Annotated in this window: 12 protein-coding genes and 1 riboswitch; of the genes, 2 read left to right on the top strand and 10 right to left on the bottom strand. The window is 39.4% G+C overall.

Features of this window, described 5'->3' with window-relative positions:
• The 3 genes from H5S10_RS05620 to lysA are packed head-to-tail and all read right to left on the bottom strand — an operon-like array spanning nucleotide 1 to nucleotide 3,214.
• Nucleotides 1-1,146, bottom strand: coding sequence for an N-acetyldiaminopimelate deacetylase (locus H5S10_RS05620; RefSeq protein ID WP_182589022.1), 1,146 nt, complete (start codon nucleotides 1,144-1,146; stop codon nucleotides 1-3).
• Nucleotides 1,147-1,156: 10 nt separating this feature from the next.
• A complete protein-coding gene (gene dapD / locus H5S10_RS05615) occupies nucleotides 1,157-1,867 on the bottom strand; it encodes a 2,3,4,5-tetrahydropyridine-2,6-dicarboxylate N-acetyltransferase (RefSeq protein ID WP_182589021.1) in 711 nt (236 codons plus the stop codon).
• Between the two features lie 36 nt (nucleotides 1,868-1,903).
• Nucleotides 1,904-3,214 carry a diaminopimelate decarboxylase gene (lysA, locus tag H5S10_RS05610; RefSeq protein ID WP_182589020.1) on the bottom strand — a complete coding sequence of 437 codons (1,311 nt, stop codon included), beginning with the start codon at nucleotides 3,212-3,214 and terminating at the stop codon, nucleotides 1,904-1,906.
• Nucleotides 3,215-3,305: 91 nt separating this feature from the next.
• Nucleotides 3,306-3,485: riboswitch (Lysine riboswitch) on the bottom strand.
• 206 nt (nucleotides 3,486-3,691) lie between these two features.
• Between lysA and H5S10_RS05605 the strand changes: the two genes are divergently transcribed.
• Nucleotides 3,692-5,050: an aspartate kinase gene (locus H5S10_RS05605; protein ID WP_182589019.1), complete on the top strand. Its 1,359-nt coding sequence runs from the start codon at nucleotides 3,692-3,694 to the stop codon at nucleotides 5,048-5,050.
• 12 nt (nucleotides 5,051-5,062) lie between these two features.
• Entirely contained in the window at nucleotides 5,063-6,058 is a 996-nt protein-coding gene (gene dapF, locus H5S10_RS05600) for a diaminopimelate epimerase (protein WP_182589018.1), read from the top strand.
• Nucleotides 6,059-6,179: 121 nt separating this feature from the next.
• Here the strand turns inward: dapF and H5S10_RS05595 are convergent, their stop codons facing one another.
• The 7 genes from H5S10_RS05595 to H5S10_RS05565 all read right to left on the bottom strand — a co-directional run bounded on the left by H5S10_RS05595 (nucleotide 6,180) and on the right by H5S10_RS05565 (nucleotide 13,965).
• The gene (locus H5S10_RS05595) at nucleotides 6,180-7,154 is read right to left on the bottom strand and encodes a ribose-phosphate diphosphokinase (protein WP_019254307.1); all 975 of its coding nucleotides are present in this window, start codon (nucleotides 7,152-7,154) and stop codon (nucleotides 6,180-6,182) included.
• A 69-nt stretch (nucleotides 7,155-7,223) separates the two neighbouring features.
• On the bottom strand, nucleotides 7,224-9,719 hold the full coding sequence (gene recD2 / locus H5S10_RS05590) for an SF1B family DNA helicase RecD2 (RefSeq protein ID WP_182589017.1): 2,496 nt from the start codon (nucleotides 9,717-9,719) through the stop codon (nucleotides 7,224-7,226).
• 21 nt (nucleotides 9,720-9,740) lie between these two features.
• Nucleotides 9,741-10,424, bottom strand: a complete 684-nt coding sequence (locus H5S10_RS05585) for a tetratricopeptide repeat protein (protein WP_182589016.1) — start codon at nucleotides 10,422-10,424, stop codon at nucleotides 9,741-9,743.
• Nucleotides 10,425-10,436: 12 nt separating this feature from the next.
• Nucleotides 10,437-11,093 carry a histidine phosphatase family protein gene (locus H5S10_RS05580; RefSeq protein ID WP_182589015.1) on the bottom strand — a complete coding sequence of 219 codons (657 nt, stop codon included), beginning with the start codon at nucleotides 11,091-11,093 and terminating at the stop codon, nucleotides 10,437-10,439.
• Nucleotides 11,094-11,229: 136 nt separating this feature from the next.
• Nucleotides 11,230-12,363, bottom strand: a complete 1,134-nt coding sequence (gene mnmA / locus H5S10_RS05575; RefSeq protein WP_182589014.1) for a tRNA 2-thiouridine(34) synthase MnmA — start codon at nucleotides 12,361-12,363, stop codon at nucleotides 11,230-11,232.
• Nucleotides 12,364-12,470: 107 nt separating this feature from the next.
• Nucleotides 12,471-12,809, bottom strand: a complete 339-nt coding sequence (locus tag H5S10_RS05570; RefSeq protein WP_182578196.1) for a DUF1831 domain-containing protein — start codon at nucleotides 12,807-12,809, stop codon at nucleotides 12,471-12,473.
• Nucleotide 12,810: 1 nt separating this feature from the next.
• Nucleotides 12,811-13,965 carry a cysteine desulfurase family protein gene (locus tag H5S10_RS05565; RefSeq protein ID WP_182589013.1) on the bottom strand — a complete coding sequence of 385 codons (1,155 nt, stop codon included), beginning with the start codon at nucleotides 13,963-13,965 and terminating at the stop codon, nucleotides 12,811-12,813.
• Nucleotides 13,966-13,967: the final 2 nt, after the last annotated feature.

The following is a 13,967-nucleotide window of genomic DNA, read 5'->3' as shown; positions in this document are numbered from 1 at the left end:
TTAATTTTGCATCCGATATTCAAGAAAACCAGTAATTGCATCCACTCCCCGTTTAATTGCTTTTTCATTGGGGTTAAGGGTGGCCGAATGTAATTGTGAATCATCTTCAACCCCAAGCCAAAACATGGTTCCTGGAAATTTAGCCAGTAAGTAGCCAAAATCTTCCCCAGTCATTGCTGGCTCTGTTTCTATAAAGTTTACAGTTGGTGTTTCTTCCATATAATGGATAAACCGTTTTGTTAATCCTGGATTATTCTCTACCGGCCAATAGCCACCCTGATTTAATTCAAGAGAAACATCCATGTTAAAACTACGCCCAATTCCTTCACATATATCCTTCAAGCGGTCATCAATGGTTTCAATCATGGTCTGCGTTAATCCCCGAATCGTTCCTTCAATTCGCGTATGTCCAGCAATAACATTTCGAATCGTCCCGCCGTCAATCTTTCCTAAAGTAATTACACCACTTTGAATAGGATCGATACTCCGCGAAATCACAGTCTGCACTTGAAGAATCAATGATGCTGCCGCAACGACTGTATCATTAGCATTTTGAGGATACGCCGCGTGACCGCCCTTGCCATTAAGGTCAATATTAACTTCCGTGGTTCCCGCAAACAAGGTCCCCATTCGACAACCAATTGCTCCTGCTGGTAAATCCGGATTATCATGCAAACCGTAAAATTCACCTGGTTTCCACTTTCCACTAAACAATCCCAGTTCATATGCCCGTTTTCCACCATTTTCGCTTTCTTCGGCCGGTTGGAAGAAAAACAGTAAATTATCCTGCGGCTGGTGTTCACTAAAATAATTCAATACACCTAATGCAACTGTCATATGGATATCATGACCACAGGCGTGCATTACTCCCGGGTGAGTTGATGAATATGGCAAACCTGTTTGTTCCTCAACTGGTAAAGCATCGATGTCTGTTCGGTACCCAATTGTTCGTTGCGGATTCTGACCATGAACTAACACCATGAGGGCAGTTGGTAATTCCTTAAAAGTACGAACTTCTAAAAAGGCTTGGTTGAAACTAGCGATCGTATCGGCAAGGTATTGGTGGGTTTCAAATTCTTTGAGAGCCAGTTCCGGAATTTGGTGGAGGTGGCGACGAATTTGAATTAATTCTTCTTCTGTTAACATCTTCACCCTCCTAAAGTTTCCGTAAATCGTCCTCTAGTTCAGTTTTACCAGCAGTTTGATCATCAACATTCTTAATAAACTTAGCAGGAACTCCCGCAACCATTGTATGTGGAGCTACATTATGGGTAACTACAGCACCGGCAGCAATTACAGCACCTTCCCCGACATGCACTCCTTCAATTACAACCGCATTGGCGCCAATCATTACATTGTCATCGATGCGGACTGGTTCAGCTGAAGCCGGTTCAACAACTCCAGCTAAGACAGTACCAGCTCCAATATGACAGTGGCGGCCAACAATTGCACGGCCACCAAGAACTGCTCCCATATCAATCATTGAATCAGCACCAATTTCTGCACCGATATTAATCGTTGCGCCCATCATAATGACAGCATTGTCACCAATAAGAACTTTATCGCGAATAATTGCACCAGGCTCAATCCGGGCATTAATATTCTTCAAATCGAGCAAAGGAACTGCTGAATTACGCGCATCGTTTTCCACGTGGTAAGATTCAATTGCTGAACTGTATTCCTTTAATAACGATTCAATAATTGTCCAATCACCGAAAATAACACCTGTATGCGGTTCAAGAAAGGTTTCGACTTCTGCGGGAAATTCTAAATCACCCAGATTTCCTTTTAGATAGACCTTTACCGGTGTCTTCTTGGGTGCGTTACTAATGTAGTTAATGATTGTTTGTGCATCTAATTCAGCCATAATTGTTTACCTCTTTCTTCCTTTATATATGTCAAATTATTGTTGGTATGGTTCATCCAAATGAATTAAATCATCATAGGTTTCTCGTTTAATTACAACCTGAGCTATGCCTTTTTCTGCAAAGACAACTGCTGGTCGAGGATTCCGATTATAATTTGAAGCCATTGAATAGCCATAAGCTCCAGTATCAAGCATTGCTAAGACATCCCCTGGTTTTGTAGCCGGTAATGCCTGATTCTGACTGAGGATATCACCAGATTCGCAATACTTTCCTGCTACCCGAACATGTTCAACCAACTCTGCACGAGGATTATTTGCTAAGACCGTTTCATATTGTGCTTCATAAAGTGCTGGACGAATGTTATCACCCATCCCGCCATCAACTGTTACATATGGTTTCAACCCTGGTACATCTTTACGTGATCCAACAGTATAAAGATTATAACCAGCAGGTCCTACGATTGAACGACCTGGTTCTATCCAGATCGCTGGCATGGTAAGATTGGTTTCTTTAATTTCAGTTTTGATTGCCTTAATAATTGCTGCCACAAATTCTTCTGGGGCAAGTGGTGTGTCGTCTTTTACATAACGGATTCCAAAACCGCCCCCGACATTGATCACAGCAGCTTGATAATTAAATTTCTCTTGCCAGTGAGCTGCAACTTCAACTAACTTCTTAGCTACCCCTTCAAATCCCGCAAGTTCAAAAATCTGCGAACCAATATGGGCATGCAATCCTTTCATTTGCATCCGGGAATTTTCGAGAACTTTTACTAACGCCTTATCTGCCTGTCCTGATTGAAGGTCAAACCCAAATTTACTGTCAACTTGACCAGTTTGAATGTACTTATTTGTATGAGCAGAAATTCCAGGAGTAATTCGCAGCATCACATCAACATGCGCATCATGTTCTTCCAAAACGGCTGCTAGCAATTCAATCTCATGGAAGTTATCAATCATGATTGTGCCTACATGATGATCAATTGCCATTTCCAATTCTTCCCGCGATTTATTGTTTCCGTGAAAACTAACATTAGCCATTGGAAAACCAGCTTTAATTGCGGTATATAATTCACCACCGGAAACAACATCAACATGTGCACCTTCTGCAGCAGCTACTTGATACATTGCGATTGCTGAAAAAGCTTTACTAGCATAACTAACTGCATAAGCAACATCATTTTCTTCAAAAACCTGCTTAAATGCTCGGATCTGTTGCCGAATCTGTTGAACATCATAAACAACTAGCGGGGTACCAAACTGATGGGCTAAATCAATCGCATCACATCCCCCAATTGTTAAGTGACCAGCGGTATTTAATTGTTGATCAGAAACTTGTTCGTTCATTTGTAATTCCTCCATGAGATTTGTAGTAAAGAGGCTATAAAAAAATCCACTGTCTGCGCAAACAAACAGTGGAATTCACTTATCCATTCTGATTTGTCGATAGCGCAACGCAGGCTCTTATTGTCCTGCGACAGTCCGTAGCTTATTCAACCACGACCCAGCTACTTAATGTGCCAAACTAAGCGCTTCGGCAACTTCCCTGTTCAACTAACCTCAATGTCTTGGCGGACTAAATTAGTTTACTAGTGTCGGTTGCGCCTCTTCGATTTATACATAGCTTATAAGTCTTTTATGAGAATGTCAATACAAATAATTAAATTTAAAAAAGTTTTTTTAATCCATTAGATGTAAGAAAGTTTATTTTACTTACCTTTTAAAACTCAAAGCCTTGCATGTCACCCTCAATGTGTTAGAATTCGATTAAATTATTTTAGAGATAAATTAGCAGTCCTAATTATCTCAAAGGAGTATTTAAGTATGAAAGTTGTAAAGTTTGGTGGAAGTTCTCTAGCTAATGGAGAAGCCTTTCAAAATGCAATTAATATTATTACCTCTGATCCACAACGACGGGTAATTGTCACTTCTGCGCCAGGCAAACGTTTTGCCGATGATATTAAGGTTACTGATTTACTAATTAAGTATGCCCAAGCAGTAATCGCAGGCCAAAATCCCGAAAAAATCGTTGAGCAAGTTTTAAATCGATATCAAGAAATTGCCGCTTATTTTGGCTTACCAGCTGATAAATTAATCCCGTTAGCTGAACGACTGGAGGGCCTTCCTAGTCATACATATCCCAATAATAATTACCTTTTGGCTGCTTTCAAAGCTCATGGGGAACGCTTAAATGCCCAATTAATGGCAATCCTTTTACAACATTTAGGTTATGAAGCACGCTTTGTGACGCCGAGTGAAGCTGGTATTATCGTTACTGGAACTCCTAATAATGCCAACGTTATTCCAGAAACTTACGTAAATTTGAGTCATTTTACATTTAACGAGAACGAATTATTAGTATTCCCCGGTTTCTATGGCCTCACCCTTGCCGGACATATTGCTACTTTTTCTCGTGGTGGTTCTGATATCACTGGCGCAATTCTCGCGCGCGGTCTTCATGCCTCTACTTACGAGAATTTCACTGATGTTGATGCTATTTACTCAGCCAATCCACAAATTGTCGATCATCCGCAACCAATTACTACCATGACTTATCGAGAAATGCGGGAACTATCTTATGCTGGTTTTTCCGTCTTTCACGATGAAGCATTGATTCCTGCCATTCAAGGAAATATTCCAATTAATGTTCGTAATACTAATGATCCTGAAAAGCCAGGAACAATGATCGTCCCTGATAAAGATTTTCAACCAAGTGACATTGTAACGGGGGTCGTGAGCGGAAAACACTTTGCGGCCCTCTACCTCCATAAATACCTTCTCAATAAGCAAGCAGGTTTTACTCTTCGTATCCTTGAAATTCTCGCAAAGCACAATGTCTCATATGAACATATGCCTTCAGGAATCGATGATATAACAATTATCCTTGATCGAAATGCAATTAATGACCAATTAATCGATACCATCTGCAATGAAATTCAAGAAGAGATTAATCCTGACCGTTTAGAATGGATTGATAATTATGCAATTACCATGGTTGTTGGTGAAGGTATGCGTAATCGCACGGGGGTAATTGATGATATTTTAATGCCCCTAGCTGAAAAACACATTGCGGTTCCCATGATTAATCAGGGGGCATCACGAATTGCAATTATGATTGGGACATACAACGAGGATGCAGATGAAGCTGTTCGAGCTATCTACCATCGCTTTTTTGTAAATTAGGAGGAACTATTTATGGTGCAATTATTAAAAGTACACGGATCACAAAATGCCTTTTTTATCCTTGACCAAACGCAACTAATCAATCCCCTTACCGATGAAGAATTAGTGTCATTTACCAAAAAAATAACTGATGCACAAAATGGTGTTCTTGGCGGTGCTGACGGTGTGTTAGTTGTTAATCATCCCACTAGACCAGGATCAACAGCGCAAATGCGGGTAATTAACGCAGATGGCAGTGAAGCTTCAATGTGCGGTAATGGTTTAAGGACGGTTGCTCGTTATGTAGCAGAGCGTGATAATTTAACCGATTTTAAAGTTGATACAATGAATGCTAGTCTTCGTGTTCGTCAACATGAAGACCTTGCACCCGGAGTTCCCGCTTTTGCCGTTGAAATTTCACCAGTAAAGTTTGACCGCACCGCTTTGCCATTTGATAACCTTGGCCATGAGCGCTTGTTAGACACCCTTGTCCCTGAATTATATCCTAGTCTCCGTTTTTCCGCCCTTGCTGTTCCAAATCCCCACTTAATTAGTTTTGTTAGTATGGAAGAACTAAATGGCCCAGCACTTGAAGAATTAGGGACACGGTTAAATAGTGATAATCCTTACTTCAGTGATGGGGTAAATGTTAACTTTGGCCATATTCTCGGTCATAACAAACTCTTTGTAAAAACTTTTGAACGTGGTGTTGGCTTTACGAATGCTTGCGGGACAGGTATGTCTGCCACTAGTCTCGCTCTAGCCCTTACTCATCCAGACACAGCATCCTTTAATGAACCAATTAGTGTTTATAATCCTGGTGGAATGGTTAAGACAATTCTTCACCGTGATAACTACAACTATTGGATCGAATTAATTGGTAATGCTACGTTTACTCATACTCTTACCGTAGATGAATCAGCTTTGCACGCAGTCAATCTAGCTGACCTTCGTAAAAACATTGTCGAAAGTAATGAAAGTCAAGCTTATCAGACATTCGTTGACTCATTACCATCATTATCAATTTAGTTTAATCACAAAAAGCCGAGGTTAAGATTTTTTCTTAGCCTCGGCTTTTTTAATCATTTGAGATGACAAACAATAATGTATTTTTAGTCACTCATACCAGTTGATAGATATCCAAACAAATTTATTTACGATTAAACAATGTATCAATTGACTGGTTGTTATGAATCCGAACAATTGCTTCTTTTAATAAATCGTCCACTGATAATTGAACCAGCTTAGGGAATTCCTTCTCTTTTGGCAGTTGAATTGTATCTGTTACAATCATCTTTTCAAGAGGAGAATTTTGCAACGTATTTACCGCATCGGCTGATAATACTGCGTGCGTAGCAATACCATAAACCTTAGCTGCCCCGAAATTCTTCAAGGCTTGCGCAGATAAGTTCATCCGGACACCAGTATCAACAATATCGTCAACAATAATCGCAGTCTTTCCCTTTACGTCTCCAATTACATACTCAGGTACTTCTTGTTCAGTTCGTTCCCGAACTTCATCGTTACGGTTGTCAATAATCGCAATAGACGCTTTAATTCGTTCAGCATATTTCCGTGCTAAATTAACACCGGCATGATCAGGGGCAACTACTACAATATCATCCCCCAAGTTTTGTTCTTCAATATATTTGGTAAAAAGACTGGTTGCTTGGAGATGATCAACTGGAATATCAAAGAATCCTTGAACTTGCGGAGCATGAAGGTCAATTGTTACCAAACGACTAATCTGATCCATTTCAAGAAGGTTTGCAATTAACTTAGCTGTAATTGGTTCACGGCTACGTGCTTTACGATCTTGTCGGGCATAACCATAGTATGGCATTACAACATTGATTTTGGCAGCACTTGCCCGCCGTAGAGCATCAACCATGATTAATAGTTCCATCAAGTTAGTGTTAACTGGATCAGAAACTGACTGGATGACATAAACCTCACAGCCACGAATACTTTCGTCAATTGTAATTTTAATTTCGCCATCCGCAAAATGGCTAATTGACGCCTTACTTAACGGAATTCCTACACGTTGCGCAATTTGTTCAGCGAGTTTAGGATTTGAATTTAATGAAAATAAACGCACATTATCGGCATTTTTTATCTGGGTCATTTTTATACTCCTTTAAAGTTCGACAATAATCATAACTATTATGACAACAAATTACTGTTCAAGCAAGTATTATTTGGCTTGATGCAAACTTTGTAAGCTAATGTTTTCCATTCCGATTAATGGATCAATTTTATTCGAATTAATCAATTCCGCCGTTAGAAGATAGTCTTGAGATTGGGGATCAACTGATCGGCTATCTGCCTGTTCATTTACGGTAATTTGCGAGCTAACGGAACCAGTATTTTTAGTTAAATCCTTCTCTAAAGTATCAGTTTTAAGAGAACGCTGCAAATCATTATGTTTTTCCCAAACCATCTTTAATCGTTCAACAAGAGAAGTATTCCGATTAACTGCCTCATTTTCTACACTGGTGGCAACAGCATATGATTCTCCAATCAAAACTAATTTTTCTGCTGCTCGGGTAATTGCCGTATATAGGAGATTGCGTTGCAGCATCCGACTAAATTGTCGAACAACGGGGAGAAGAACCATTTTGAACTGACTCCCCTGGGCCTTATGGATTGAGATACAGTAAGCTAACCGTAATTGATTCCATTCCATCCGATTATAAGTTACCTCATTTCCATCAAAGTCAACGGTAATTGATTCATTTTTCTTGCCGACTGTTCTACCACTTTCAATTGCCGTAATATTTCCAATATCACCATTGAAAATATTTTTTTCTGGAACATTAACGAGTTGAAGGACTTTATCTCCGACGCGAAAAGTTAGTCCCCGAAAATCAACTTCTTGCTTTCCATTAGTTGGTGGATTATAGGCCTGTTGTGCAAGTTCATTTAAACGATCGATTCCTGCCTGCCCACGATACATTGGTGCCAAAATTTGAATATCATTTGCGGAATAATCTCGTTTTTTCGAAAGGTCAATAATTTGTTGAACAACACTTGGCACTTGGTTAGCATGACATGAAATAAAGGATCGATCTGGCATTTTATTCGTTAGATCTGGTGGTAACTTACCCTCTTTAATAGCATGAGCCAATGGAATAATTGTTGAATCAGCAGCTTGGCGGTGAATATTGGTTAATTCAACTTTCGGCAGTTCTGCAAAGTCAAGAAGATCGTGGAAAACTTGTCCCGGACCGACAGACGGTAATTGGTCCTTATCACCTACCAAAACTACATGCATAGAAGTAGGAATAGCTTGAATAAGAGTCTTAAACAAGAGAGTATCAACCATCGACATTTCATCAATAATCAATAAAGAACCTTCTAGATCGCGGGCATTCATATCGGTTGGCATTTCCCGACCATTGAGCCCAAGCAAGCGGTGAATTGTACTTGCTGGCAAATCAGTAGCTTCACTCATTCGTTTAGCAGCTCGACCTGTAGGAGCAGCTAGTAAAACGGGGAAGGACTTTTCTTTATACTCACTTACATCTAATGAGAGATCGTGAATTTTCGCATAACTAGCTACAATTCCTTTAATAATTGTTGTTTTTCCCGTTCCTGGGCCTCCCGTAAGAAGCATAACTTTACTATTTAAGGCTGTTTTAATAGCCTCTTTTTGAACTTGGTCATAGGTTAGCCCCGATTGCTTAGCAACTTTTGTAACTGTTTTTTCAATAGTCGTTGCTGGCAACTTTTCCGGGTCGACGGTAAGAAGGCGATGTAAGTGATCAGCAATTTGCCATTCTGCGTTATAAAGAGCGGTTGGATAAATTTTTTCATTAGCGTAACGAATTTCTTGATTTTTCTCTAATTCAACAATTTGATTAGCAATTAAATCTGTAGAGACGCGACCACCACTTCCCTGAGCAAGCAATTGGATCGTTTGCTGCAGAAGCGGTTTTGTCGTGGTAAACGTATCACCAGTCTCCATTGTCAAATCATCAAGCGTTTGGATAATTGCTGCATCAATTCGGCGTGAATCATCCGTGGCAATTCCTAATTTCTGTGCCACCTGATCAGCGCGATTAAAGCTAATTCCATCTATTTCAGCGGCAAGTTGATAAGGATTTTCATTAATAATATGCAGAGTCTCTTCCCCGTACTTATCAAAAATTGCACTACTAAGGTTAGCGCCAAAGCCGAGATCATTTAGGCCAATTATAATCTGGTCCATCCCCTGGTTTGCCCGTAAATTATCAACTAATGAATCCTTAATTGCTTTGCGGAGCTTTAATTCATCTAAAACATGAGGGTCAGCAATAATTTTATTAATAGCATCCGTTCCTAACTTATCGACAATTTTTTCAGCCGTCTTTTTTCCAATTCCGGTAAATTGTTTTCCAGACAAGAAATCAATTAACCCATCCTTGCTTGTGGGACGGTTGACATGGTAAGAAGAAGCTTGAAATTGTTGTCCATATCGTGGATGCTCAACAATTTTTCCCTCAAAGCGGTAAGTTTGATCATCACTAATATCACCAAAACTTCCAGTTACCGTGATTTCCGGCGCGTGCCAATCAAAATTTGCCTCTTCAACCGAGACAATTAAAACCTTAAAAAACGAATCTGGACTAGTAAAAATCTCAGATTGAACTTGACCAATAAAAAAAGACGGCTCCGTTGGCGTCTTAAATAGGTCGATTTCTTCAGCCATAGAAGTCATCCTTTCATGTTGCTAATCTTTCTTTTGCGTTGCCTGAAGCGTTTTTTCAATATCATTAAGTCGTTGCTCACTCTTATGGTAGTAATTAGGATTTAACTGCTTAGCTTGGGCAAGGTAGTCTTTGTAAGGCTCACCAAGAACCATTGCCACAATTCCGCGATTAAATTGTGTATCAGCACGTCCTGGATGATACTTTAGAATTGCATCATAGTAAGCTTTAGCTTGTTTAAATTCACCCAATGCTAATAATGAATCACCAATTACCTGATTAATTTCAGGATCGTCTGGGCGTAATTCAAGGGCAGTCAATCCATAAGCAACTGCTTGCTTGTATTGTCCCTTTTTCATATAGCTTTGAGCTAACATAAGATAAGAATCAGCTTTGAGCTTTGGATCATCAATCTTATTGTAAAGTTTAATTGCTTCATTAACTTTGCCAATCTCATAGTAAAGATTACCAAGACCATAGTTTAAGAGATTCATAGCATCCTTGTCGTCTTTTGCCTCAAAAATACCCAAAGCTTTCATGAAGAGTTCTTCTGCTTGTTGATAATCATTTAACCGGGTTAGCAAAGACCCTAAATCATAATAATTATTGACTTTATCTGGATGTTCATCAATTGCTTCAACTAGTTTATGAACTAATTTTTCAGTCTCCTTTTTCTTAGGATCACGAAAATCTTTTTTCTCTGTCATTAATATCACCTCTTAAATTGTATCAGTCGGATCAACCTTGCTCTTGTGAAGATAAGACGTGTCATTCCACTTTTCAAGTTCAAAATGGCGCCCATCATTAGTAGTAAGAACTGTCGTTGATGTATTGCTTAGTCCACCACGATCTTTCAAGTGAGCAAGAGGCGTTCCAATCAATGCATTAATGGCAGCATTCAAGGCAGCTCCATGTGAAATCACAAGAATATTACCACTAGGATATTGGCGACAATACTCTTCAATTGCCGCACGGAAACGGGCTATTACTTCTAGAAAACTTTCTCCTTCTACTAATGATTCATCATATTTATCAGGATGATGACGAAAGTTTTTTAAAACTTCAGGCCATTTTGCCGCAACATCTTCAAAATGCATTCCTTCCATTTTACCTAAATTAAATTCTTTTAACCGGCTATCAATTGTTAATGGAATTTCTGGATTTAAATGATTCAATAAAGCCTGCGTTGTTATTCGCGCACGCTTTAAAGGACTAGTATAAGCATGCTCAAACGGAATCCTTTGCAATGAATCAGCTAATAATTCAATTTCACGATAACTGTCCTTTAATAACGGTGAGTCTCCATTGGCACCTTGATAACGGGACTCTAAATTCCATTGCGTTTTTCCGTGCCGGATTAAATAAACTTTTGTCATCTCTGTCGTTACTCCTTTTATTTACTATCTTACCAGAGTTTGCGGCAATTGTTTATCACAGAGTTATTACTTTATGTATATTTAAGAAGGCAAAAGCAAAACTACTCCTGCCTTCTTTAAGGTTTAAAAATATGAATTAAACGTATTGAAGTTGCCGATCATGACTATAAGCACGATCAATAATGGCACTTCCCAGACATTCCTCTCCATCGTAAAAGACAACTGCTTGACCCGGAGTAATGGCCCGAGCAGGATCATCAAATTCAACTGTTACCATTTGATCATCATCTGACAAATGAACAGTAACGCCAACATCCGTCTGACGGTAGCGGAACTTAGCTGTACAATGAAAATCACGTCCATAACGACTTACGACATCATCAACCCAGTGAATGTCACTAGCCTCAAGATGAGTAGCATAAAGGTGACTATTCTCATAGCCTTGACCAACATAAAGAACGTTCTTCTTCATATCCTTACCAATTACAAACCATGGCTCGTTGCTTTCCTTGTTTCCGCCAAGGCCAAGACCACGACGCTGACCGATGGTGTAATACATTAATCCCATATGCTGACCAACGACTTTGCCATCAAGGGTCTCCATATTCCCTGGTTGGGCAGGAATATATTGACTCAAGAATTCACGGAAATGACCATCTTCACCGATAAAGCAAATTCCAACTGAATCCTTCTTCTTAGCAGTAGCCAGACCAGCTTCTTCAGCAATCTTTCTGATTTCTGGCTTAGTGTAGCCAGCCAATGGAAACATTACCTTATCCAACTGCTTGTAATCCAGTTGACTTAAGAAGTAAGTTTGATCCTTATGTTGGTCTTTAGCGCGCATCAAGTGCATCCGGCCATTCTCATCACGCTTTACATCAGCGTAGTGGCCAGTGGCGACGTAATCAGCACCTAATTGATTAGCATATTCGATAAAAGCCTTGAACTTGATCTCTTTATTACAAATAACATCAGGATTTGGTGTACGGCCTTTCTTGTACTCAGCAATGAAATACTTGAAAACCCGATCCCAGTATTCCTTTTCAAAGTTAACGGAATAATATGGAATCCCAATCTTAGAAGCAACTTTTGCTACATCTTTGTAGTCTTCAGTGGCAGTACAAACACCATTTTCATCAGTGTCATCCCAGTTCTTCATGAAGACACCAACGACATCGTATCCTTGGCGTTTTAAGAGGAGAGCCGTTACAGACGAATCAACTCCCCCACTCATTCCTACTACCACACGTGTATGACTATTATCAGCCATTAATTATCACCATCATTTCGTATAGATTCTGGAATAATCTACGATTGAAGGTCGCATGCATCCAGTGATAACCATTGTACCAGAGTATTTCAATCCCTGCACAGTTTTTATTTAGTGAATATTTGCCGGGCGACCATTTCATCTAAAATATAGTGATATTGTTGAACAAATTCAGCTGCTCGTTGGTGATTAAAAATATTAATTTTTCGTAAGCCATTTCCCGAAAGAGTTTCCATTTTTAAACCATCTAAATCACTGTTAATTAAAATCCGAAGCCGGGCAACAGGTTTAAATGGGTTATCAGTATCGAGACTGCCTAAATATTCAAAGTTTCCCCGGTTCGTCTGTTCAAATCCTAAATCAAGCAAGGCGTATTTTTTTATTTCTGGGCTGATTGTATATTTATCTTTATCACCAGAAATTTGTACTGTTTTTGTAAATTCCATTTTAATTGTCCCCATTAATCTTCTTTAGGTTTTCAACGGTTTTAACAATCGTAGCAATTAACTGATCAATATCTTCTTCCGTATTTAACCCGCCGAAACTAATTCGAATTGATTCACTAATGCGGGGGCTGTCAGCGCCAAACATCGCTGTTAAAACGTGAGAAGGCTCAATGCTACCAGCTGTACATGCAGACCCACCAGAGACTGCGATTCCTGCAAGGTCCAAGTCTGTCTGGATAACATAAGTTGAAATTCCTTTAAACCATAAGTTAAGAACGTGTGTCTTGTTGATTTGACCATTAATTTCAAAATCAACATTATTTTCCCTAAGCGCGTTAACAATTTTTTGCTTAAAGGCATAATAACGATCACGACGTTCTTCTTTCACTTCGGGTGTGTTTAACTCAACCGCTTTAGCAAAGCTAGCAATCCCAGGTACATTTTCAGTTCCGGCACGACGTTTAGTTTCTTGATCCCCACCCTTGATAAAGCTTGGAAAACTAATACCATCACGACGATATAAAAATCCTATCATCTTTGGGCCATTAACCTTATGGGCCGATGTTGAAAGCATATCAATATGGTCAGCTTTAACATCAATTGGTAACAATCCATATGCTTGAACAGCGTCTGTATGGAACCATGCTTGATGGTCTTTCAAAATTTCACCAATCTCATGGATAGGCATTTGACTACCCACTTCATTGTTTTCCATCATAATGGTTACTAAAATCGTATCATTACGAAGAGCTGCCTTAAAATCATCAATTGAGATATTACCATTTTCATCAACTGGTAAATAGGTTACCTCAAAGCCATGTTCTTCTAAAAAATGGAGAGGTTTTAAGACCGCCTCATGCTCAATGGCAGTTGTGATAATGTGCTTACCAAGATTTTGCCGTTTAAAAGCGGTTTGGATAATAGCAGTATTATCACTTTCAGTTCCTCCACTGGTAAAGATAATTTCATTATCATCAGCATTAATGCTTTGGGCAAGAATGTGACGACTATTTTCCATTACAAGTTTAGCATGACGCCCATAAGAGTAACCAGTCGATGCATTACCCCATGATTCTTGCATTTGTTTAGTCATTTCCGCAATCACTTCCGGAGTCATCGGGGTTGTTGCTGCATTATCCAAATAAATCTCACTCACGA

It is taken from the genome of Limosilactobacillus balticus, assembly GCF_014145615.1.
In the GTDB taxonomy this organism is placed as follows: Bacteria; Bacillota; Bacilli; order Lactobacillales; family Lactobacillaceae; genus Limosilactobacillus; species Limosilactobacillus balticus.
This window is presented reverse-complemented; position numbering and strand designations above follow the sequence as displayed.